Origin of the sequence: Thermus amyloliquefaciens, assembly GCF_000744885.1 — a bacterium.
GTDB lineage: Bacteria > Deinococcota > Deinococci > Deinococcales > Thermaceae > Thermus > Thermus amyloliquefaciens.
Window position 1 is genome coordinate 1,155,929 of the sequence record NZ_JQMV01000003.1, and the last position, 21,942, is coordinate 1,177,870.

22 protein-coding genes, 1 other RNA gene and 2 pseudogenes are annotated in these 21,942 nt (G+C 66.6%); 9 read left to right on the plus strand and 16 right to left on the minus strand.

Annotation, left to right across the window (positions count from 1 at the left end):
- Positions 1-19 precede the first annotated feature (19 nt).
- Entirely contained in the window at positions 20-610 is a 591-nt protein-coding gene (locus tag BS74_RS06200; protein ID WP_038057036.1) for a TIGR01440 family protein, read from the plus strand.
- On the opposite strand, the gene BS74_RS06205 is transcribed toward BS74_RS06200, so the two are convergent.
- The 8 genes from BS74_RS06205 to BS74_RS06245 all read right to left on the minus strand — a co-directional run bounded on the left by BS74_RS06205 (position 573) and on the right by BS74_RS06245 (position 8,530).
- On the minus strand, positions 573-1,631 hold the full coding sequence (locus tag BS74_RS06205; RefSeq protein ID WP_038057038.1) for a pyridoxal-phosphate-dependent aminotransferase family protein: 1,059 nt from the start codon (positions 1,629-1,631) through the stop codon (positions 573-575). The genes BS74_RS06200 and BS74_RS06205 overlap by 38 nt on opposite strands.
- A gap of 9 nt (positions 1,632-1,640) precedes the next feature.
- Positions 1,641-2,426 (minus strand): NADH-quinone oxidoreductase subunit B family protein, encoded by a 786-nt coding sequence (locus BS74_RS06210; protein WP_051946790.1) that lies wholly within the window; start codon positions 2,424-2,426, stop codon positions 1,641-1,643.
- A gap of 8 nt (positions 2,427-2,434) precedes the next feature.
- Complete coding sequence (locus BS74_RS12990) at positions 2,435-3,745, minus strand: hydrogenase large subunit (RefSeq protein WP_038057040.1); 1,311 nt, start codon at positions 3,743-3,745, stop codon at positions 2,435-2,437.
- Positions 3,733-5,079 carry a proton-conducting transporter transmembrane domain-containing protein gene (locus tag BS74_RS06220; protein ID WP_038057042.1) on the minus strand — a complete coding sequence of 449 codons (1,347 nt, stop codon included), beginning with the start codon at positions 5,077-5,079 and terminating at the stop codon, positions 3,733-3,735. The genes BS74_RS12990 and BS74_RS06220 overlap by 13 nt, the downstream gene beginning before the upstream one ends.
- Positions 5,080-5,081: 2 nt before the next feature.
- Entirely contained in the window at positions 5,082-5,711 is a 630-nt protein-coding gene (locus tag BS74_RS06225) for a hypothetical protein (RefSeq protein WP_185747707.1), read from the minus strand.
- Positions 5,699-6,553: a respiratory chain complex I subunit 1 family protein gene (locus BS74_RS06230; RefSeq protein WP_038057044.1), complete on the minus strand. Its 855-nt coding sequence runs from the start codon at positions 6,551-6,553 to the stop codon at positions 5,699-5,701. The genes BS74_RS06225 and BS74_RS06230 overlap by 13 nt, the downstream gene beginning before the upstream one ends.
- A complete protein-coding gene (locus BS74_RS06235; RefSeq protein WP_038057047.1) occupies positions 6,550-8,079 on the minus strand; it encodes a complex I subunit 5 family protein in 1,530 nt (509 codons plus the stop codon). Before BS74_RS06235 ends, BS74_RS06230 begins: the two co-directional genes overlap by 4 nt.
- 121 nt (positions 8,080-8,200) lie before the next feature.
- Complete coding sequence (locus BS74_RS06245) at positions 8,201-8,530, minus strand: ArsR/SmtB family transcription factor (RefSeq protein ID WP_038057051.1); 330 nt, start codon at positions 8,528-8,530, stop codon at positions 8,201-8,203.
- A 100-nt stretch (positions 8,531-8,630) separates the two neighbouring features.
- On the opposite strand from BS74_RS06245, the gene BS74_RS06250 reads away from it, so the two are divergent.
- Positions 8,631-9,485 (plus strand): hypothetical protein, encoded by an 855-nt coding sequence (locus BS74_RS06250; RefSeq protein ID WP_038057053.1) that lies wholly within the window; start codon positions 8,631-8,633, stop codon positions 9,483-9,485.
- On the opposite strand, the gene mscL is transcribed toward BS74_RS06250, so the two are convergent.
- Positions 9,439-9,819, minus strand: a complete 381-nt coding sequence (mscL, locus tag BS74_RS06255) for a large conductance mechanosensitive channel protein MscL (RefSeq protein WP_038057055.1) — start codon at positions 9,817-9,819, stop codon at positions 9,439-9,441. The genes BS74_RS06250 and mscL overlap by 47 nt on opposite strands.
- Before the next feature lie 293 nt (positions 9,820-10,112).
- Here mscL and BS74_RS06260 point away from each other — a divergent pair.
- The 4 genes and pseudogenes from BS74_RS06260 to csaB form a co-directional block, all read left to right on the plus strand.
- Positions 10,113-11,138: pseudogene (locus BS74_RS06260) on the plus strand (ABC transporter ATP-binding protein); the annotation flags it as partial.
- A gap of 384 nt (positions 11,139-11,522) precedes the next feature.
- Positions 11,523-12,104 (plus strand): annotated as a pseudogene (locus tag BS74_RS12455) (transposase); the annotation flags it as partial.
- A gap of 293 nt (positions 12,105-12,397) precedes the next feature.
- Positions 12,398-14,098, plus strand: a complete 1,701-nt coding sequence (locus tag BS74_RS06265) for a DUF5693 family protein (protein ID WP_038057057.1) — start codon at positions 12,398-12,400, stop codon at positions 14,096-14,098.
- Positions 14,083-15,075, plus strand: coding sequence for a polysaccharide pyruvyl transferase CsaB (gene csaB / locus BS74_RS06270; RefSeq protein WP_038057059.1), 993 nt, complete (start codon positions 14,083-14,085; stop codon positions 15,073-15,075). Before BS74_RS06265 ends, csaB begins: the two co-directional genes overlap by 16 nt.
- On the opposite strand, the gene BS74_RS06275 is transcribed toward csaB, so the two are convergent.
- Genes BS74_RS06275 through miaA form a run of 4 tightly spaced genes read right to left on the minus strand, consistent with a single transcriptional unit; the run spans position 15,050 to position 19,235 of the window.
- A complete protein-coding gene (locus BS74_RS06275) occupies positions 15,050-16,159 on the minus strand; it encodes a hypothetical protein (protein WP_038057061.1) in 1,110 nt (369 codons plus the stop codon). The genes csaB and BS74_RS06275 overlap by 26 nt on opposite strands.
- A gap of 1 nt (position 16,160) precedes the next feature.
- A complete protein-coding gene (locus BS74_RS06280; protein WP_038057063.1) occupies positions 16,161-16,904 on the minus strand; it encodes a 3'-5' exonuclease in 744 nt (247 codons plus the stop codon).
- Entirely contained in the window at positions 16,904-18,319 is a 1,416-nt protein-coding gene (gene gatA, locus BS74_RS06285; protein WP_038057065.1) for an Asp-tRNA(Asn)/Glu-tRNA(Gln) amidotransferase subunit GatA, read from the minus strand. Before gatA ends, BS74_RS06280 begins: the two co-directional genes overlap by 1 nt.
- A gap of 7 nt (positions 18,320-18,326) precedes the next feature.
- A complete protein-coding gene (miaA, locus tag BS74_RS06290) occupies positions 18,327-19,235 on the minus strand; it encodes a tRNA (adenosine(37)-N6)-dimethylallyltransferase MiaA (protein ID WP_038057067.1) in 909 nt (302 codons plus the stop codon).
- An 18-nt stretch (positions 19,236-19,253) separates the two neighbouring features.
- On the opposite strand from miaA, the gene BS74_RS06295 reads away from it, so the two are divergent.
- On the plus strand, positions 19,254-19,661 hold the full coding sequence (locus tag BS74_RS06295; RefSeq protein WP_038057068.1) for an Hsp20/alpha crystallin family protein: 408 nt from the start codon (positions 19,254-19,256) through the stop codon (positions 19,659-19,661).
- Here the strand turns inward: BS74_RS06295 and BS74_RS06300 are convergent.
- The 3 genes from BS74_RS06300 to BS74_RS06310 form a co-directional block, all read right to left on the minus strand.
- A complete protein-coding gene (locus tag BS74_RS06300; RefSeq protein ID WP_038057071.1) occupies positions 19,655-20,233 on the minus strand; it encodes a thymidine kinase in 579 nt (192 codons plus the stop codon). The two genes, BS74_RS06295 and BS74_RS06300, sit on opposite strands and share 7 nt — an antisense overlap.
- Positions 20,234-20,428: 195 nt before the next feature.
- Positions 20,429-20,644: a 50S ribosomal protein L31 gene (gene rpmE, locus BS74_RS06305; RefSeq protein ID WP_038057074.1), complete on the minus strand. Its 216-nt coding sequence runs from the start codon at positions 20,642-20,644 to the stop codon at positions 20,429-20,431.
- Positions 20,645-20,723: 79 nt separating this feature from the next.
- Positions 20,724-20,906 carry a hypothetical protein gene (locus tag BS74_RS06310; protein ID WP_038057077.1) on the minus strand — a complete coding sequence of 61 codons (183 nt, stop codon included), beginning with the start codon at positions 20,904-20,906 and terminating at the stop codon, positions 20,724-20,726.
- Between the two features lie 43 nt (positions 20,907-20,949).
- Between BS74_RS06310 and rnpB the strand changes: the two genes are divergently transcribed.
- An RNA gene (gene rnpB / locus BS74_RS11500) (RNase P RNA component class A) lies at positions 20,950-21,317 on the plus strand.
- A 186-nt stretch (positions 21,318-21,503) separates the two neighbouring features.
- Positions 21,504-21,938: a division/cell wall cluster transcriptional repressor MraZ gene (gene mraZ, locus BS74_RS06315; protein ID WP_038028266.1), complete on the plus strand. Its 435-nt coding sequence runs from the start codon at positions 21,504-21,506 to the stop codon at positions 21,936-21,938.
- Positions 21,939-21,942: the final 4 nt, after the last annotated feature.

A 21,942-nucleotide genomic window follows, 5' to 3' on the forward strand; every position in this document is an offset into this window, starting at 1 on the left:
GGAGGGGTAGGCTTAGGGTATGGAGGGCATCCGCAAGGCGGCGGAAAGGGCGGTTTTGGAGTTTCTGGACCTCTTCCCAATGCACCGGGGAAGCCTCTTCGTCCTGGGAGGGTCCACCAGCGAGGTCCTGGGGGAAAAGGTGGGCTCGAGGCCGAGCCTCGAGGTGGCCGAGGCCATCCTGGAGGGGCTCCTTCCCCCCCTCCTGGAACGGGGGGTGTGGGTGGCGGTCCAGGGATGCGAGCACCTGAACCGGGCCCTGGCGGTGGAAAGGGAGGCCGCCCGGGCCTACGGCCTGGAGGAGGTCACCGTCTTCCCCCACCCCAAGGCGGGGGGAAGCCTGGCCACGGCCGCCTTCCTTCGCTTCAAAGAGCCCGTGATGGTGGAATCCCTAAAGGCCCAGGCCCATGGGGGGATGGATATCGGCGGGGTCCTCATCGGCATGCACCTCCGCCCCGTGGCCGTGCCCCTTAGGCTTTCCCTGCGCAAGCTCGGGGAAGCCGTGCTCCTTGCCGCCAAGACCCGCCCCAAGCTGGTGGGCGGGGCCAGGGCGGTCTACACCCGGGAGGAGATGCTCAGGAAGCTGGAAGAATATCGGCAAGGGCTTCCCTGAAAAGGGCCGCCACCCCCAAGGCCTCATAGCGGTCGTAGTGGCCCATGAGGGAAAGGCGGAAGATGCTCCCCCGCAAAGGCCCCTGCCCCCCGGCGATCACCGCCTGCCTCCTGGCGAAGGCCTCCTTCACCGCCCGGTAGGGAACCCCCTGGGGCAGGTAAAAGGCCGCCACCGCCGGGCTTGGCACCCTGGGCACCGGCCTCAACCCCAGCTCCGCCCCAACCCGGTAGAGAAGATCGTTCTGCCAGGCCTTGAGGGCCAGGTGTTCGGGAAGCTTGGGCAACACCTCCTCCAAAACCGCCGCCACCGCCCCCACCAGGTTGATGGCTGGGGTCCAGGCGCTCTCCCCTTCCCGCTGGGCCTTAAGCTCCCGGACGAGGTTCAGGTAGTAGCCCCGGGGCCTCAGGCGCTCCAAGGCCCTGGGGCCCAGGGCCACAACCCCCAGGCCGGGAGGGCACATGAGGCCCTTCTGGCTACCCGAAACGGCCGCGTCCACCCCCCAGGCCTCGAGGGCCACCTCCCGCACCAACAAGCTGGTCACCATGTCGGCGCCCACCAGACCCTCGGGGTTGGCCTCCCTAAAGGCCTTGGCCAGGGCGGGCAGGTCCACCAGGGCCCCGGTGGAGGTTTCCGAGTGGACCAAAAGAAGCCCCCGGTAGCCCGGCCTGGCCACCCCTTCCGGGCCGGGAACCTCCCCGTAAGGAAGGAGGAGGCGATCCACCTGAAGCCCGGCGCTTTCGGCGATCTCGGCGAAGCGCTCGGAAAACTTCCCGTAAACCGGGACCAAAACCCTTTCCCCAGGCGCAAAGAGGTTGAGGACCAAGGCCTCCATGGCCAGGGTGCCGCTTCCCGTGAGGAGGAGGACCTCCCCTTGCGTCTGGAAGGCCTGCTGGAGGAGGGTCCTGGCCCTGAGGAAGAGTTCCCGGGCCGGCTCCGTACGGTGGTGGAGCTGGGGACGGGAAAGGGCTTCCAGGGCCTTGGGGTGAAGCCGGACGGGTCCAGGGGTAAGGAGCCACTCCATGGGAAAAGTTTAGCGGACCACTCCCCCCACCAGGCGCTGGACCACCCGCCCTGCAAGGAGCAAAAGCCCATGGAGAATAGCCCCCGGCCTCGGGGGGTCCCCGGGCACGTAGACATCCACGGGCAGCACCTTATCCACGCCCCCCAGCACCTCCCGGCTCTCCGCAAAAACCCCGCCGGCTATGGCCTCGTTACCTACGGCCACCACCCCTTTGGGCTCCGGCATGGCCTGGTAGGTGCGTTCCAGGGCCTTGGCCATGTTCCGGCTCACGGGACCGGTGACCAGAAGGACATCGCCATGGCGCGGTGAGGCCACCACCTGGAAGCCAAAGCGGCCCATATCGTTAAAGGGATTTCCCAAAAGGGCGATCTCGGAATCGGTTAGGCCCGTGTCCCCGGCGCTCACCTCGCGGAAGGCCAAGGTGGGGAGGGCCAGCTCGGGACGGGGTGGGGGCGGGGGACCGGGGTCCAGGAAGACCCCCCGTTCCAGGTCCACCCGCTGGATTAGGTCCTCCCTTCGGGTCACGGCCACCTCCAGGGTCTTCATCTCCCCCACGGCCTCCGGGTACCCAAGGGCGCACCTCCCACACCCCACGCAGCGGGCCAGGTCCAGACCAAAAACCCCTTCTTCTTCAAAGAAGGCCCCGCTGGGGCAGACCTTCACCAGGCCCTCCCGGGCTTCCTGGGAAAGCCCCTGGGGTTTCAAAAGAGGATACCCAAAGGCATGCGGGGGCACCTGGAGGATCTCCTCAAGGGCCCGGGCCAAAACCCCCATCCTGAACGTGCGCAAAATCATCCTACCCCCTAAAGATCGTTCCCCGCATAGGAGAGGTCAAAGGACTTGTTGCAAAGAGGGAAGTCGGGCAGGCCTTCCCCCCGCACCGCCAGCTCCAGGGCCCGCCAGTTCTTGAAACTGGGGTCCACCCCCTCCGCCTGGACCACCCTGCCCCCCTCCAGCCGGACGAACCAAAACACCTCCCCCCGGCCCGCCTCCACCCGGGCCATACCCTCCCCGTCCCCGGCTTCCACCTCCACCGCCAGAGGCCCTTCGGGGCGTTGCCGCAGAAAGCGCTGGGCAAGCTCCAAGGCCTGCAGGGCCTCCTCCGCGTACACCTGGGCCCGGGAAAGGACATCCCCCCCCTGGCGCACCACGGGGACAAAGGCCGGGTAGAGGGCATCGTCCTGCCGCAGGTCCCGTACCACCCCACTCGCCCGGGCCGTGGGCCCCACGAAGCCCAAGGCCAGCGCCTCCACCCGCCGCACCACCCCCACGTAGCGCATGCGGTCCAGGACCTGGGGGTGCTTAAGAAGCCGGGGCAACAGCCAAGCCAGCTCCCTTTTGTACCGGGAGAGGGCCTCGAGGTCCGGCCCACCCTCCCGCCACACCCCCCCCACCCGGATGAAGTTGCGGCCGTAGCGGTGGCCGGTCAGGCGGTCTATCTCCCCTTGGAGCAGGGCCCGCACCCGACCCACCTGGGTGGCCCCATAGGCATAGCCGATATCGGTGAAAAGGCCCGCCAGGCGGCCCAGGTGACCGAAAGCCCGCTCCAGCTCCAAGGCCGCCCGACGCAGGTACCGCGCGCGGGGAGGCACCTCAACCCCTAGCGCCCCCTCCCAAGCCTCCGCAAAGGCCAGGGCGTGGGCCACAGGCTCGCTCCCCGCCCGCTCGGCCAGGAGCAGGGCCGCCTCCGGACCCTTTCCCGGCATGATCCCGAGGAGGCCCCGGTGCTGGTAGCCCAGGCGGATCTCCAGGTTAAGGATCCGCTCCCCAAGGACGCTAAAGCGAAAGTGGCCGGGCTCAATGATCCCTGCATGCACCGGCCCCACCGGCACCTCGTGCAGATGGGGAAACTCCCGGAAGGCATAGGCAAGGTCGTGCCGCCTTAAAGGCTTTAGCCCGGAATGCCCCACCAACTGCCAACCCCTTTCCCAAAGGGCCCGTTCAAACCAATCCAGGGCGGGAAACTCCGAGGCCAGGCTGGGCAAACGCCTCCCCTGGCCCAGGGGAAAGGCCTCGAGGCCCCGCTGGCGCTCCACCAGCAAAAGCGCCCCCTCGCCGTAGGGGAAATAGGCCACGGGCCTGCCCTCCTGCAGGGCCTCCTTCACAGCCTCCACAGCACCACCTCCAGCGCCTTAAACACCCCCACCGGGGGAAAGACCCCAAGAAGAAGCAGCAGAAAAAGCAAAAGCCAAAGCAGCCAAAGGTCCCATCCCCTTCCCCCTATGGGCTTGCCCTGGCCAAACCCCATCTGGGCCATGGGATAAAGGAGGCCCGCAAAGGCCAGCCCGAGCCCCACCAGATAGCTAACCCCCAGCCAGGGCCATTGCATGGCCACCTCCACCGCCTTGAACTCGGCGAAAAACAGGGGAAAGGGCGGAAGCCCCCCCAGGGCCGCCAGGGAGAGGACGAAGGGCACCCCTAAGGCAGGGGTATGCAGGACCAAGCCCCCTACCCGCCCCACCTCCTTGGCATGGCTTAGGGCCAGAATCCCACTGGCTCCCAAAAACGCCAAGGTCTTGCTCAAAGAGTGGGCCAGGGTGTGAAAAAGGGCAAGCCAGGGAAGGCCCAGGCCCAGGGCAAACACAGCAAGGCCCATGTGCTCCATGCTGGAATAGGCCAGAAGCCTCTTGTACTCCTTTTGGCCAAATAGGAAAAGGGCGGCAAACACCAGGCTCAATAACCCGAAGGCCAAAAGGAGGCCAGAGGCAAAGGGGAAAAGCCCCGCCGCCTGCATGAGGGCGGTGTAGCGCAACAGGGCGTAAAAGGCCACGTTGAGCAGGGTTCCCGAAAGAAGCGCAGAGGCCGGCCCCGGGGCCTCGGCATGGGCATCCGGGAGCCAGGCCTGCATGGGGAAAAGCCCCACCTTGGTACCGAAGCCCACCAGGAGGAGGGCGAAGGCCACCTTAAGCCCCTCGGGATTGGCCGTCGCCACCAGGGACCGGACTTCCCCCCAGTCCAAGGTGGCCCCACCCACCAGGGCGTACACCAGGATGACCCCGATGAGCCCCATGGCGATGCCCACACTGCCCAGCATGAGGTATTTCCAGGTGGCCTCGAGGGCCCTTGCCCCGCCCTTGTGGTAGACCAGAAGGGCCGAGGCCAGGGTGCTGCCCTCCACAAACACCCAAAGCATCCCCAGGTTGTGGGCCAGGTAAGCCCCGTGGGCCGAGGCCAGGAAAAGGGCACCCGCCCAATAGAACCGCCAGGCCTCCTCCCGGGGAAAGTAGCCCCGGGCAAACAGGGCCACCAACCCGTAGATCAGGTCCGTCAGGAGGAGGTAAAAGAGCCCTACCCCATCCAATCGGAAAGGGCCCGCCGCCCTGCCCAGGAGGAAAGGGGCAAGGAGCAAGCTCAGAACGGGAACCAAAACGGAAAGCCGCACCAGCAGGGGGGTTTCCCTGCGGGCCAAGAAGACCAACAAGGGCAAGAAAACCAGAAGGTACAGCACCCCTACCCCCTTAAGGAACGCATCCTCGCCGTGTCCACGTGCCCCATCTCACCCTTGATGCGGAAGATAAGGATCCCCGCCAAGAACACGGCGGCAAAAGCATCCAAGGCCACCCCCAACTCCACGAAAAGGGGAAGGCCGTGGCTCTCCGAAAGGGCCATGAGGAAAACCCCATTCTCTAGCGCCAGAAAACCCAAAACCTGGCTGATCGCCTTTTTTCGGCTCACCATGGAAAGAATCCCCAAAAGGACCAGGGCCAAGGCCACGGGCACCCCCTGGGGCAAGGGAGCCTCGGGGAGGACAAAGGCCTCGCCCACCCGGAAGGCCAAGGCGGTGAGAAGCCCCGCCAAAAGGAGGGAGAGGGAAACGGACAAGTACCCCTCCACCTCGTGGCTCACCTCGAGGCGGTCTACAAGCCAGAACAGGTACCAGGGTATCAGGACCCCCTTCACGGCGAAGAGGGCTAGGCCCGCCAAGATGAAGTGCGCCTCACCTCCCGCAAGCTCAAAGGAAACCAAGGCCAAGAGGATGTTCTGCAGGGCGTAGAGCCGGATGATGGCGTCCAGGCTACGGCGGCTCACCATCAGGAAGCCTGTGGCCAGAACGGCTAAGACCAAGGTTAGAAGCGCCATATCGCCCCCAAAAGCGCCAACACCCCGAAAAGGGTGTTGTAGGAGAGAAAGTCGGGAAGCCGGAGGTAGCGAAGCTTTACCCCGTAGGTCTCCAGGTAAGCCAGCGCCAAGATCCAGGCCCCCACCACCCCCAGGAAGACCAGGGGCTTAGGCCCCGGCAACAACAAGGACATCAAGCCGGCGTAAAAGAGCATCTTCAGCGAGCCGGCCAGCTCGTACAAGGCCAGAAGGGGCCCGCTATGGTCCAGGAGCTGGGCCTCGTGGATCATGGTGAGCTCCAGGTGCGTGGTGGGGTCGTCCACCGGCATCCTGGCTCCCTCGGCCAGGAGGGCCAGGGCCAAGGAGGCCAGGGCCAGCAGCAACACCAAGCTGTTTTCCACCCCAAGTTGGGGCAGGCCGCTCAGGGAAAACCCCTCCCCCAGAAGGACCACCCCCGCCAAGGCCATGAGGGTGCCCGGTTCCGCTAACACCGTGACCACACCCTCCCGGTAACTTCCCTGGGCTCCAAAAGCGCTACCCGCATCCAAAGCGGCCAACATTTGAAAAAAGCGGCCCAAGCCCAGCAGGTAGAGGGCGAGGAGAAAATCCCCTTTAAAGGCCAAACCGGGAAGCACGGGCAACAAGGCCAAGGCGCCCAGGGCCCCCAGTAGGGCCATGATGGGCCCGAGGAGGAAAAGGGGGGTGGTGGGGTAAGGCGCCACCCAGACCTTACGCCCGAGCTTGGCCAGGTTCCGGTATTCCAGGAGGGGGCTGGGCCCCTGCCGATGGGTAAGCCTGGCCTTCAACCACTTGAGGGTTCCCGAGAAGAGGGGAGCCAAAAGGAGGGCCAAGAGTGCCGTCATAGCAAAACCACCCCCAGCACCACCACCAGGGCAAGGAGCTGCAGGAGAAGGTAAAGGTGCAGGCTTCCCGACTGAAGGGTCTGCACCAAGGCCGCAAGCCGGCCATAGGCCCGCCCCAGGAGGGCGTATACCCCGGCCAGGGGTTCCTCCAAGCGGGGGTACTCCCCCACCCGGAGGCGAAGAAAGGGGAAAAGGCGCAAGGCCGGTTCGGCAAAACCCAGGCCGTTGGGTTGCATCCTGGGGGTCAGGGGCTGGAAGCCGCAGTCCCAGGTGCCGTAGGCCCGATGGGGCATCCGCTGAACCCCACGGTAGAATGCACCGGCCAAAAGGCCAAGGAGGACCAAGAGAAGCCCGTTGGGGTAGGTGGGGACCCTCAGGGGGTCCAACACCACCCCAGGGGCCAAGGCCAAAAGGAGGAGAAGCCCTGCCAAGGTGCCAAGCCCCAGGCGCATCCCCTTGGTCCAAAAGAGCCCCGCCTCGCCTCGAGGCAACCCCAAAAAGGCCAGCCCGAAAAGGCGCACGTAAAAGTAAAGGGCCAAGGCCCCCACCAAAGCCAAGGCCCCGGCGGCCAAGGGCACCAAGAAAGTCCCCTGCAAAAAGCCTTGGTAAAGCTGCCACTCCGCCAGAAAAACCGGACCCGGAGGCAGGCCCGCCCCCACCCCCATGCCCCACAAGGCCAGGGCTCCAAGCTCAGGGGCCTTGCGGAAAAGCCCACCCAGGTGGGAAATTCGCCGCTCCTCCAGGGCGCCTGCCCCCAGGAAAAGAAGCCCTTTGAACAGGGCATGGGCCACCTGGTGGAGGAAGAAGGCCCCCAAGAGCAAGGGGGAAGGCTTAAGAAAATACGCCCCCAAAGCGGAAAGCATGAGGCCCAGGTTTTCCACGCTGGAATAGGCCAAAGCCCCCTTCAGGTCCTCCTCCCCCAGACCCCGCACCAGGGCATACACCGCGCCCAAAAGCCCCAAAAGAACCAAGGCCCATCCCACCCAAGGCGGGGGTGGACCAAACCAGTACTGGGACTGGTACAACCCCAGAAGGCCCAGTTTGGTCATGGCCCCAGAAAGCAGGGCCGAGACCGGGCTGATGGCCACCGGGTGGGCTTGGGGCAACCAGGCGTGAAAGGGGAAGAGGGCCGCCTTCACCCCAAAGCCCAAAAGAAGCCCCGCCCAGACCCAATCGGTCCCCAGGTATCCGTGCCCCAGGAAGGCCAGGTAAAGCCCAATGCCGGAAAGCCGGCTCGCCAGGAAAAAGGCCCGGGCCCCCACCAGGGCGCCCGGCCCCTCGAGGGCGATCAGCAGGTAGCCCAAAAGGGCCATCCCCTCCCACAAGAAGAGGAAGCCGAACCCTGGGGAGGCCAGGGCCACCCCCGCCATGGTCGCCAGGAAAAGGGGAAAAAGAAGGCCATAGAGGTGCGCCTTACGGGGGTGATGGGCTAGATAGGGGGGAAGGTAGGGAACCAGGCCCAGGGTCAGGGCTCCCAGGAGGAGGAGGTAGAGGTAAGGAGCGCCCCATCCCCAAGCCCAACCCACCCCCCCAGCGCCACCCACGCCAGGCCCGCCAAACCCAGGGAGAGGGAAAGCCCCCCAAAACGCCAGGGGGTTGCAGCGAAAACCAGGGCCAAGCCCAAGGGCAAGAAGGTCCAAAGGGGGCTCATGCTTCCTCCCTTAGGGAGTCCAGGCGCTCCCTCTCCGCCTCGAGGTGGCGTTCAAAGATCCGCCGCCCCAGGTCCAAGAAGGCGTAGACCTCCGGATCCCGGGTGCGGTAGTAGACCATCTGCCCCTCCCGCCTGGCCTCCACCAAGCCCCGCTCCCGGAGCAGGGCAAGCTGCCTAGAGAGCAAGGACTGCTCCACCCCAAGCTCCCGCTGGAGGGCGGACACGCTCCTTTCGCCTTCCCTTAAAGCGTCCAGGATGGCCAGGCGTAAGGGATGGGCCAGGGCCTTGAAAAAGGCGGCCTTATAGCGGTGTAGGGCGCTTGGCATACACCTCCTTTTGTACATATGCCAAAAGCAACATATGGCCATGTTAGGCCTCGAGGCCGTCCCCGTCAAGCCCCAAGGTGGTACCATGGGCCCTCAGGCTATGCCCCGCTTCCGCCTCCTCTTCCGGGCTCCTTCGCCAGGGGAACACCTCCTTCCCCTACCCCAGGATCTTCCCGGCCAAACCATCTCCGACCTCTCCCTATCCCGGCGCGCGGAAGCCCTCCATGAGACCGGGGGTAACCTATTGGCCCGCTTTTCCCTAAAGGCGGGAGAGGCGGTGGAGGTCCGCTTTCACCTCCACACCCATCCCCTGAAACCCACCCCCTCCTGGCAGAAGGAGCTCCTTCGCGAGCCCCCCGAGGCCTGGCCGGGAATCCTGGCCCACAAGGGGCACAAGGTGGAAACGGCCTTGGGCTTCCTCCTTTCCGGAAGACCCCACACCTGGTTCCTGGTGGACGGCCTCCCCCTGGACCCCTTCATGTACCAGGCCCTTCAGGAACTCCCAGGCCGCCTCCTTCCCCTGGGCGTGGCCCCCCACCCCCACACCTACCTGGGGGGCCACGAGGGCAAAAGGCTTCTGCTCCTCAAGGCTCCCTGGCCAGGGGAGGAAACCCTTCCCTGGGATGCGCTCCATCCCCTCTCCCGAGACCCCCTGCCCTTCCTCCGGGGCCTGGCCTTCACCGCCCTGGGCCTTTCCGCCTTGGGGCTCCCCACCGGCCCCTGGCCTTACCTCCCCTACCTGGGGCTTCTTGCCTGGCGGCAGGGCCCTGCCCTAAGGGCCCTTTTCCTGCACTCCCCCCGCCACGCCCTGGAAAGCCTCTTGTTCCACGCCTTTGCCCTCAGCGTGACGGAAAACCCCAGGCCGGAAATCGGCCTGGGGTACCTGGCGCTTTTCCTTTGGAACCGGCTCAGGCCCTACGCCGCAACTCCGAGAGAATCTCCCGAAGAAGCTTGACCTCCTCCGGGGGCTCAGGGGGTGGGGGCGGGGCCGCCTCCTCGGCCTTTTTACGCCGCTTCTCCAGCTCCTGCATGGGCGCCACCACCAGGAAGTAAAGCGCCGCTCCCACCACCAGGAAGTTCACCACCGCATTGATGAACTTCCCCAGGGCGATGGGCCCCAGCTTGATGGCGGAGAAATCCGGCGCCCCCCCCAAGGCCCCGATCAAGGGGGTCAGCACATCCGCCACCAAGGAGTTCACCACCTGGCCAAAGGCCCCGCCGATGATCACGGCCACCGCCAGGTCCACCACGTTGCCCCGCAGGAGGAAATCCCTAAAACCCTTCAACATACGCACCTCCGTACACGTCTTTAAATGCCAGATTGGGTCCACTTCCCGGACCAAGAACCAGGCTACATCCTCCCCATGAAAACCCTGTGAAAAAACCCGGGCTTGAAGAAGCCCTCTTGCGGTCCCTGGACCCAAAAAAGCCCTGGAGCCCCGCCCTTCCTTTGGCGGCAACCGCCAAGGCTTCCAAAGCCCAAAGCCAAGGCGGTATATAATGCCTGCGAACCCCCGATGGGCCAAGGTCAGCCCGAAGGGCTGCATTGCGGGCTCAAAGCGCGGGGCCTAGGAGGTAAAGCATGGCCAAGGTTAGGCTGGAGCACGTTTGGAAGCGCTTCGGCAAGGTGGTGGCGGTCAAGGACTTCAACCTGGAGACCGAGGACGGGGAGTTCGTGGTCTTCGTGGGGCCCTCGGGCTGCGGCAAGACCACCACCCTGCGCATGATCGCTGGCCTCGAGGAGGTCTCCGAGGGCCACATCTACATCGGCGATCGCCTGGTGAACGACGTGCCCCCCAAGGACCGGGACATCGCCATGGTCTTCCAAAACTACGCCCTCTACCCCCACATGAACGTCTATGAGAACATGGCCTTCGGCCTGCGCCTGAGGCGCTACCCCAAGGACGAAATCGACCGGCGGGTGAAGGAGGCCGCCCGCATCCTCAAGATCGAGCACCTCCTGAACCGTAAGCCCCGGGAGCTTTCCGGCGGCCAGCGCCAGCGCGTGGCCATGGGCCGGGCCATCGTGCGCGAGCCCAAGGTCTTCCTCATGGACGAACCCCTTTCCAACCTGGACGCCAAGCTCCGGGTGGAGATGCGCGCCGAGATCGCCAAGCTGCAAAGGCGGCTTGGGGTCACCACCATCTACGTGACCCACGACCAGGTGGAGGCCATGACCTTGGGCCACCGCATCGTGGTCATGAAGGACGGGGAGGTCCAGCAGGTGGACACCCCCCTAAACCTCTACGACTTCCCCGTCAACCGCTTCGTGGCGGGCTTCATCGGAAGCCCCGCCATGAACTTCATCCGGGCCGGGGTGGAGGTGCAAGGGGATAAGGTGTACCTGGCGGCCCCGGGTTTCCGGATCCGGGCCAACCCCGTCCTGGCCCAGGCCCTAAGGCCCCACGGGGGCAAGGAGGTCTGGATGGGCATCCGCCCCGAGCACCTGGGCCTGAAGGGCTACACGGTGATTCCCGAGGAGGAGAACGTCATCCGGGGCGAGGTGGAGGTGGCCGAGCCCCTGGGTGCGGAGACGGAGATCCACGTGAGCGTGGACGGCACGGTGTTGGTGGCCAAGGTGGACGGCCACGCCCCCGTCAAGCCCGGGGGGGCTTGCCTTGCAAGCCCTCTTGAGTTATGCATTTCCCGAGATGGGCAAGCGCGGTTTCGTCCGAAGGGAACCGAGGCCCAAGGAAGTCCTGGAGCTCTGCCTGTACCTGGCCCAAGAGGTGGCCCCACCCACCCCCAAAGGCCACCGCGGCAGACCCTGGCGCTACACCCATGCCCTGTACCTGGCCCTCCTCCTCTTCCGCGCCTTCTACGGTCTCACCTACCGAGCCACAGAGGCCCATCTCCAGGACCTCCTAGAGGGCCCCTTCCCCTCCCACCAGGCCCTGGCCGCCTATGCACAGAAACACCTGAACGAAGAGGTGCTGCAGGCGCTGCTGGAACGGCTGGTACAGGAAGTGGAAGCCCGGCTTCCCCAAGAGGAAGGGGAACCCCCCTTTTCTTGATGGACAGCACGGGGCTGGCCTACCGTAGCAAAGACACGGTGCTGCGCTGGCGCAGGGGGCAGGAGGAGCGGCGGATGCGGGGGCACAGCCGGCTTTTGGCCCTGGTGCGGTGGAGGAGGGGGCAGAAGCTTTTGGCCCCTTGGGGGGGCGGGGTGGGGCGGGCGTATGCCCCTGACCCGAGGCTTGGGGCGGGGGTGCTCCTGCGGTTTGGGCTGGGGGGCGGGGTGCTTTTGGGGGACGCGGGCTTTGACGGGAGGGAGGTGTGGGAGGTGGTGCGAGGGCTTGGGGTGTGGCCCCTGATCCGGCTGCGGGGAGGGGGAGAGGTGCGGGATGAGGTGCGGCGGGAGGTAGCGGCGAGGTGGGACGGGGAGGTGTATCGGAGGCGAGGGGTGGTGGAGGGGGTGTTTGGGGGGATGAAGACGCGTTTGCGGAGGGGTTATTTGCAGGAGCGGAAACCGCATACGGCCATGTGGCGGGCCTTTATGGAGTTCCTTGCCTACGGCCTGCGCATCCTGCTCACCCTGCTTCCCCCTCAGGGGGGGTACAAGGCGATTTACTAGGCAAGCCCAGCCCGGGGACCGGGTGGAGCTTCTCGCCGACACCTCCCGCCTCCACGCCTTTGAGGTGGAAAGCGACAAGACCATCGGCCACGCCCAGGAAAAGGCTACCGTGGCCCGCTAGCGCCGGGAAGGAGAAAGGGCGGGGAGGCCTTCCCCGCCCTTTATCATGGAAGGGTGAGCCGACGGGATAAGCCCTTTATTGGAGGCATTGCCAACGGAAACGCCGGCAGCAGAGCCCACCTAACCCGCTCCCCGATCCAGCCCTGGCGCTACCCAACCTCCCTGGAGGACCTATGAAACCCCTTCTCAACGCCCTCCTCCTGCTGGCCCTCATCCCCTCCCTCCTGGCCCTCAAACCCCGGCTCCAGGCCGAGCGCCCCGGCCCCGTGGTGCTGGTGATGGACGCGGAGGCGGTGCGGGAAGAAGCCCAAAGCCAAGGGAAAAGCCTCCTGGAGGTGCTCGAGGCCTACCGGGCCTTGGGGGTGGGGGGTGTGGCCTTCCCGGAGCGTTTTGTCAAGGACTGGGTAAGCCAAGGGGCCCTCGTCTACCGAAGCGGAAGGGAGCTCCTGGAGGCCGGTTTGCCCGCCAAACCCGGCTGGTTCTACCTCAAGGGAGAGCCCTGGCTTGTGGACTACCTGGCCCAAGCCTACCACCTGCCCACCGAACGGCTTGGCCCCTGGCTGGGCTTCCCCTTGGATGTCCAGGCCTTTCCCGCCTTTTATCCCCTGGAGGAGATCCGGGCCGCCAAGGAGGCGGGCTTCTGGGTGGCGGTGCGCCCCATCAACCAGCGCCACCGGCGCCTGGACCCCTCCTTGCCCATCGTCCCCCAGGAGGCGGAGGCGGTGGCCTTCGCTGGCCTCGAGGCCCTGGGCCACCCTTACCGCCTGGAGGAAGCGAAGGCGCTCGTCCCGGTCCCCGTGGCCCTCATTGAGGGAACGCCCCAGCCGGGGCTCACCGCCTACCGGGAGAAGGGCCTCCTTAGGCTCTTCAGCCTGCGCTACGAGTGGCAACTCACCCTGTCCCCCGAGGAGGCCGCGGACAAGTACGTGCTGGCCGCCCGGGAACGGGGCCACCAGCTCCTCTACCTCCGGCCCTACCCCTACCGCCAGGACACGGAACGCTTCCTCAAGGGGATCCTGGCGGGCCTAGAGGCCAGCCACATCCCCCTGGGCCAACCCAAGGTTCGGGGATTCGCCCCAAGCCCCCTTCGCCATGCCGCCTGGGTGGGGGTGGCCTCGGGGCTCCTCCTCCTGGCCCTGGGGCTTCCCGTCTACGGGCCCCTGGTGGCCTTTTTCCTCCTCCTCCTGGCCCTGGGCTACGCGGGAAGCCAGGCGGGGGCCCTGCTCGCCGCCTTGGTCTTCCCCGTCTTGGGCTTCCTCGGCCCCAGGAACGGCCTATGGATGTGGGGGCGCACCCTGGGCTACGCCCTAGCAGGGGCGGTCTTCCTCTCGGCCCTGGGCTCCACCCCGGAGACGGTCCTGGGCCTGGAGGCCTTCCGCGGGGTCTCCCTCACCCTCCTGATACCCCCCCTCCTGGTGGCCCTGAGCTTCCTGGGGCGGGACTTCCGGGACACCCTCACCCGGCTTTTCCACCACCCCTTGCGCCTGGGGGAGGTGGCCCTCGCCGCCTTGGCCCTCCTCCTCCTCGTCCTCGCCCTTCTGCGCCGGGGCAACGAAGCCCCCTTGGTGCCGGAGCTGGAGCTTAAGCTGAGAAGCCTGCTCCAAGACCTCATGGTGCGCCCTCGCTTCAAGGAGGTCTTTGGGCACGCCCTTTTCCCCCTGGCCCTCCTCCTCCCCTGGCCCCGGTGGGTTCAAAACAGCCTTCTCTTCCTGGCAGCCCTTGGGGTCGCCTCCATCCTCAACACCTTCAGCCACTTCCACACGCCCCTTATCATCTCCTTCTTCCGGGTGGTGAACGGAGCCCTCTTGGGCCTCCTCCTAGGGCTTCTTGGGGTTATGCTGGTAAGGAGGCTGCGGGCATGGTGGTTGGGGTAGCGGGGTACTACGGGTTCAAGAACGCGGGGGACGAGGCCATCCTCGAGGCCATCGCCCGGGAGCTGAAGGCCCGGGGGCACCAGGTCCTGGCCCTTTCCGGCGACCCCAAGCAGACCGCCAAGGAGCACGGCATCCGGGCCGCCCATCGCCTGAACCCCCTGGCCCTTCTCCAGGCGGACCTTTGGCTTTTGGGCGGCGGGGGGCTTTTGCAGGACGCCACCAGCTCCCTGAGCCTTCTCTACTACCTGTCCGTGCTCCGGGCCGCCCGCTTTTTCCGCAAGAAGGTGGTGGTCTTCAACCAGTCCCTCGGCCCCCTGAGCCCCTGGGGGGAAACCCAGGTGAAGCGGGCCCTCCGGGGGGTACCCCTCATCCTTCGCGACCAGGACTCCTGGGAATACGCCAAGCGCCTGGGCCTATCCCCCATCCTGGGGGCCGATCCCGCCCTCCTCCTCACCCCACCCCCGGTCAAGCGGGAGGAGGACCTGGTCCTGGTGATCCCCCGAGCCGGGGTAGACCCCGAGGCCCTCAAAAACCTCTACATCACCGCCAACCACCTGGTGCACGAGGGGAAAAGGGTGCTGGTCCTTTTGCTCCAACCCGGCTACGACGACGAGGCGGCCAAGGTGTTCTACCTCCACCGCATCGAGGCCACCTCGGACCCCAGGCGGGTCCTTTACCTGGCGGCCCAGGCGGGGTACGTGATCTCCATGCGCCTGCATGGCCTGATCCTGGCGGCCGCCGCCGGCACCCCCTTTGCCGCCCTTTCCTACGACCCCAAGGTGGCCGCCTTCGCCAAGGAAACCGGCGCCTACTACCAGGAGCTCCCCGGCGACCCCATCAAGCTTTCCAAGGCCGCCATGTACGGCCGCTACCCCGACTGGGAAAAGGTGGCCGCCCTAAAGGAGAGGGCCCGGCAAAGCCTAGACCTGGCCCTGGGCGAGGCCAGCCCCGTCAAAAAACCCCACGGACACGGCTGAGCCGGCCCTTCAATCCCTCGGCGAAAGCCTGGAGGTCGGAAAGCGCCTCCTCCACCCCCTGTCGGAGGAGGAACTCCCCTGGGGAAAGGCGCTTGAGCAGGAGGAAGGGGGGCTGGGAAAGCACCTCCACCCCCTGGCGCACCACCTCGGGGATGAGGCCCTCCTCCAGGGCCTCCGCCTCCAAATCCGCCAGCAGGAACACCTCCCCCATGGACCTCCGGGAGAGCAAAAGGAGGAAGGCGGCGAAGGCTCCGCGCTCGGAAAGCTCCGCCACCAACCGGTCCTCCAGGGCCTCCACCGCCTCGAGGTCCACAACCCCCTCCCTCAACAGATCCTCCAGGTCCAAGGGGGAAAGGGGAAAGCGGGCCTTAAGGCGCACCAGGCGGCTCACCGCCTCCGGGGAGAGGTACCCCACCCCTTCCGGCACCCCTTCCCTTTGGGACTCCGGCGCCAGGATGGCCACGTACGCCCCTTGCTGGCGGTAGGACTTGAGCAGGCTGGGCTCCCCCTCCCCAAGACGCAGCAGGACAAGGCGCACCTGGCGGCGCCCTAAGGGGGCCTTGTACACCCAGGGGGGGCCTCCCTCCAGGAGGAAACCAAGCCGCCGCAACTCCTCGGTCACCCCCGGAGGCTCCAAGCCCCTTTGCGGCTCGTTGGGGAAGAGCACCTCCCGGGGATAGGGGGTCACCCGCACCCGCCGCTTCTCCGGCTTGGGATCCCCCATCTCCTTGGCCTCCTTCCCGGAAGCCCCTGGCCTTGCTTCCCGCCTCTCGGAGGGGGCCGCTTCCCTGGACTCCCCCAGCCCCGACCGGGGCAAGCCCCTGGGAGCGGCCTTGAGTTCCACCTCCTCGCCGCGGAAGTGGAGGAGGATGGTCTCGTTCACCGCAAGGCGGCGTTTCTGGTAGTAGGGCAAAAGCCCCCGCACCACCCCCTGCTTCCAGTCCACCTCCCCCTCGTACACCTCCCCATCCTCGTCCACGAAGCGCACCCGCTCCCTGCCGAGGAGGTGCTGACGAAGGGAAACGGTTAAGGCCATGGTGCCCGTTTGAATACAGGTGCTGGTGAGAACATAGCGTGCGGTCATATCACCTCCCGAGGTCCGCCAAGGGACGGGGGATCCCTGAAGTGAGCATATAATACACCTCATAGGCCACGGCAAGGGTGCGCTCCACATCCCCCAGGGCCCGGTGGGCTTCCCTAGGGGGAAGCTCCAAGACCTGGGAAAGGGCGTCCAGGCCGTAGCGCCTAAGGCCAGGCATGGCCCTTTTGGCCAGGCGGATGGTGTCCACCACAGGGTTCCTTAGGGCATAGCCCATGCCCTCCAAGGCGGGCCGCAAGAAGCCCAGGTCAAAGCTGGCGTTTTGGATCACCAAGGTGGCCCCTTGCAGGAGGGGGTAGGCCTGCTCCAGAACTTCCTCCAGGGAAGGGGCCCCCTCCAGCTCCCAGGCGCGGATCCCGGTAAGCCGCTCAATGAAGGGGCTGGGAGGGCGGCTTGGGCGTACCAGGCTCGCAAAGCTTTTGCGCTCCCCCTGCTCCAGCCGCACCAGGCCCAGCTCAATCACCTCGTTGAGGCCTGGGGAAAGCCCCGTGGTCTCCAGATCCAGGACCACCACCGCCTCCCCAGGAGGGGGAAAAGGGTAGTGCCACTCCCAAAGCCCCACCTCCTCCCCCAAACGGAAGCGCCCATCCAAAAGGGGCCGCACCACCGGCTCCACCGGGCCCCTGAGCCCCAGGGCCTCCCCCAGGAGGGGAAGGGGCAAGGGCCTGCCCTCGGCCCGAAGCCTGCGCGCCAGGCGGGTGGCCATGCGGTGGCGGAAGAAGGCGTCCACTAGAAAGCCTCGCCCAAGGGGGTGCGGAGGAAGGCCCGGTCCGTGGCCCTCTCAAAAGCCAAGGCCGCCTGCAGGAGGAGCTCGTCCCTGCCCCAGGGGGCGAAAAGCTGAAGGCCCAGGGGAAGGCCATCCTCAAAGCCCGCGGGGAAGGATAAGGCGGGAAGGCCCGCCAGGTTAGCCCCCACGGTGTAGAGGTCCTCGCGGTACATGGCCAGGGGATCGGGCCTCCCCCCCAGGGGGAAGGCGGGGTGGGGGGTGGTGGGAAGAAGGAGGAGGTCCACCTCCTGGAAAAGGGCCTGGGCCTCCGCCTTAAGCCGCCTGCGGAAGGCCTGGGCCCGGCCGTAATAGGCCTCGTAGTAGCCGCTGGAGAGCACGAAGGTGCCCACCAGGATGCGGCGCTTGACCTCGAGGCCAAACCGGGCCCGGGTCTCCTCCACCACCCGCCAAAGCTCCTCCCCCTCCGCCCGGAACCCGTAAAGGGTCCCGTCGTAGCGGGCCAGGTTGGAGCTGGCCTCCGCGGGGGCCAGGATGTAGTAGGCGTTGAGGGCCAGGGGCAGGGAGGGCCAGGAAACCTCCTTCAGGGAAAGCCCAAGGCCCTGGAAAACCGCCAAGGCCCCCTCCAAGGCCGCCTCCACCCCGGGGCTATTCCCGGAAAGCCCCTCCCGCACCACCCCCAGGCGCAGGGGGGGAAGGGGCTCCACCAGGGCCTCCTGGAACCTGGGCCTGAGGTCCAGGCTGGTGGCGTCCAAGGGATCGGGGCCCGAGATGGCGTCCATGAGGAGGGCCAGGTCCTGCACCGAACGGGCCAGGGGACCGATCTGGTCCAGGCTCGAGGCGTAGGCGATGAGGCCATAACGGCTTACCCGGCCGTAGGTGGGCTTAAGGCCGTAAACCCCACAGAAGGCCGCAGGCTGGCGCACGCTTCCCCCGGTGTCCGAGCCCAGGGCCAAGGGGGCCAGATCCGCCGCCACCGCCACCGCGCTTCCCCCGCTGGAACCACCGGGCACCCGGGTAGGGTCAAAGGGGTTCCTGCTGGGGAAGAAGGCGGAATGCTCGGTGGAGGAACCCATTCCGAACTCGTCCAGGTTGGTTTTGCCAATGACCAAGGCGCCAAGGGCCTTTAGCCGGGCCACCGCCGTGGCCTCATAAGGGGGTAGAAAGCCCTCCAAAAGGCGGCTTCCCGCTGTGGTCCGCATCCCCTTGGTGACGATGTTGTCCTTGACGGCCACGGGAAGCCCGGCCAGGGGAAGGCTTGGGTCCAGGGTACGGGCCTCCTCCAGGACCCCCTCGTTCACGGTAAGGAAGGCTCCCAGTCCCGGGTCCAAGGAACGGATCCGCTCCAGGTAAACCTGGGCCACCTCCAAGGGGGAGACCTCCCCTTGCGCCACCTTGGCGCGGATCTCGTGGGCCAACATGCCCCTACTATAGCCCGAAGTGCAGGTTGAGCCAGTCGCGAAAGCCCAGGTAAGCCTCCTCCCCGCCCCTCGGCAGGTAGGTGACGTCCCCAGGCTCGCGCCGAAACCAGGTGTACTGCCTCTTGGCGTACGCCTTCACCGCCTGGATATCCCGGGCCAAGGCCTCCGCTAGGCCATACTCCCCCTTCAGGTACCCCACCACCTCCTTGTAGCCGATGGCCTGGAGGGCGGTGGGCATGGTGGGGTACCGCTCCAAAAGGGCCCTCACCTCCTCCACCAGGCCCTGGGCGAACTGGCGCCTGGCCCTCTCCTCCAGCTTGGGGAAGAGCCAGGGGCGCTCGGGCCAGAGGACCAGCTTCCTGTAGGCGAACCGGGGCGGGCGAAGGGGAAAGCGGGCGGGGGGTATGCCCGTGCGCCTCACCACCTCCAGGGCCCGCACCAGCCGCCTGGGGTTCCCCCCCACCCGGAGGGCATCCCCTGGGCTCACCCGGTGAAGCTCGGCCGCCAGGGCCTCAAGCCCCCTTTCCTCCAGCTCCCGCCAAAGGGCCGCCTGGACCTGGGGATCGGGCGGCGGCAGGGTGGGAAGCCCTTGGGAAAGGGCCCGGATGTAGTACCCCGTCCCCCCCACCACCAAGGGGACACCCCCCCGGGCCAGGATATCGGCGATGGCCGCCTCGGCCAGCTCCACCCAGCGCACCACGCTCAAGGCCTCCGAGGGGTCCAGGATATCCACCAGGTGGTGGGGCACCCTCCGCCTCTCCTCCAGGGTGGGCTTGTCCGTGCCGATGTCCAGCCCCCGGTAGACCATGGTGGCGTCGGCGGAGACCACCTCGAGGGGAAGCTCCTCCCCCAGCCTCATGGCCAGGAGGGTCTTCCCGCTTCCCGTGGGGCCCGCCAGGACGGGGATCGTCTCCACATCCCTTATGCTAAGGGCATGCTGGAACGGTTAGACCGCCTGGAGACCCTGCGTAAGCTAAAAGAGCTGCAAGAGCGCATCGCCGAGCTGGCCTACCAACTCACCGGGGAGGAACCCGCCGCCTGGACCCCCAGGGTGGACCTCCTCGAGGACGAGGAGCATTACATCCTGCTGGTGGACCTCCCCGGGGTCCGCCCCGAGGACCTCGAGCTTCTGGAGGAGGGAAGCCGCATCACCCTGGCGGGCGTCCGCCACCCCTTGCCCGGGGTTTACTTGCTGGAGGAAAGGCCCATGGGCACCTTCCGCCGCACCCTGGACCTACCCGGCCCCGTGGAGGAGGGTACCGCCCAGGCCAGCCTGCGCCAGGGCGTATTGGAGGTGCGGTTCAGGAAACGCAAGGGGGCCCCTCTGCCCCTCTCTCAGTGAAGCACCTGGTGGCAGGCCCGGCACCTGGGTTCGTAGTGCTCCTTGGCCCCCACCAGGATGACGGGGTCCGTGTAGCGGGCGGGCCTTCCGTTCACCAAGCGCTGGGTGCGGGTGGCGGGGGCTCCGCACTGGGCGCAGATGGCGGTGAGCTTCTCCACGAACTCCGCCCGGGCCAAAAGCTCCGGCATGAGGCCAAAGGGCTCGCCCCGGAAGTCCAGGTCCAGCCCCGCCAGGATCACCCGCACCCCCTGCCGGGCCAGCCCCTCCGCCAAGGGCAAAAGGCCGGCATCCAGAAACTGCACCTCGTCCACCGCCACCACCTGGGGCAAGGGGGAGAGGTAGGCCTCTATTTCCCGGGCCTCGCCCACGGGGATGGCCTCCACCCGCTGGCCATCGTGGCTCACCACCTGGCTTTCGTGGTAACGGGTATCCAGCCTGGGCTTGAACACCAAAACCCGCTGCCGGGCGATGAGGGCCCGTTTGACCCTGCGGATGAGCTCCTCGCTCTTGCCGGAGAACATGGGCCCGGCGATCACCTCAAGCCAACCTTGGCGGTGCAGTACCGGAGGCATCCTGCCCCGGATTCTACCCAAAGGCCTACCCCCCAAACCCCTGAAGCCCCTGGGCGGGGTTTGGGGAATGCCTGAGGGCCCGGGAGGGGAGGCTTCCCCCTGGCCCGCGGGTACGACCAGCCTGGAAACCCGTGGCCCAAATGGGCAAGGGGGGCGAGGCCCTAAAGACCCCACCCCCTAAACCTCCTAGACCCTCTACTTCCCCTTGCGGTAAGCGTTTCCGTAGCGGCGCTGGAAGCGCTCCACGCGGCCTTCCGTGTCCACGAAGCGCTGCTGCCCCGTGTAGAAGGGGTGGCAGTGGCTGCAAACCTCCACGTGGATCTCGGGCCGGGTGGAATAGGTGTGGATGACGTTGCCGCAGCCGCAGATGATGCGGGCGGGAACCAGCTTGGGGTGGATGCCTTCCTTCACGTTTCGCCTCCTTCCGCACGGTCTTGGCCGTGCGCAAAACCGCCTTCTAGTTTAACCCCCACCCGGGCTTGCCGCAAGCCTAGGGCGGGGGCAGACGCCGCCACCTGGGGCCGAAGAGCCTTCGGCGGAGGCGCTCAAAGGCCACCCCAGCTATCCCGATGCCCACGGCCAGGGCCATAAAAAGCCAGAGCACCCCCAAAACCCCAAGCCCCACCAAGGCCAGGAAAAGGAGCACCAAGGGCCAATACCAGGGAACCCGCACTCCTTCACTTTACCCCAAAACCAGGCTAAAATGGGGGATGCCCCAGGACAGGGGGGCGGTCGCGCCCGGGGGACGACCCCCTCGGGTGAGGAAAGTCCGGGCACCATAGGGCAGGGTGCCAGCTAACGGCTGGGCGGGGTAACCCGACGGAAAGTGCCACAGAGAAGAGACCGCCAGCGGCCAGGCAAGGCCTGGTGCGGGCAAGGGTGAAACGGTGGGGTAAGAGCCCACCGCGCCTCCTGGAAACAGGGGCGGCACGGCAAACCCCACCCGGTGCAAGGCCCAGTAGAGGGGAAGGGCTTGCCCGGCCCGCCATAACCCCTGGGATGGGCCGCTTGAGGCCACGGGCGACCGTGGTCCCAGAGAGATGACCGCCGAAAACAGAACCCGGCTTACGCCCTGTCCTGGGACTCCCCAAGCCTCGGCTTGGGGTTTTTCTTTGCCGCAAGGGTGGGAAAAGAGTGGGACATAGGTGGGAGCTGGTGGAAAACTGTGGGGAATCCGTGCTATACTCCCTGGCAAGAGCTCCTCTGCGGGTAAGGCTCTAGAGCGGATGCCCAATCCCCGCCAGCCCCAGAGGGTGGGACCAGGTGGGAAATGCCCTTCGGCGAATACCAGTACAGCCTGGACGACAAGGGGCGGGTGGTGATCCCCGGCCCCTTCCGGGATTTCCTCGAGGACGGCCTGGTGCTCACCCGGGGGATGGAGGGGTGCCTTTACGTCTTCCCCTCGGACCGCTGGCGGAAGATTGAGGAGCAGCTGGTCAACCTCCCCCTCACCGACGCCCAGGCCCGGGCCTTCGTGCGCTTCTTCTACTCCGGGGCCCACAAAACCCGCATGGACAACGCCTCCCGGGTCCTGATTCCCCCTCCCCTCCGCCAGTTCGCCGGCCTCCAGGAAGGGGGGGAGGTGGTGATCGCCGGGGCCCCGGGAAGGCTGGAGATCTGGAGCCAGGAACGCTGGTGGAAGACCATTGAGGAGATCATGCAAAACCCCCCGGCCCCCGAGGCCCTCAAGGGGCTCATCGGATAGGAGA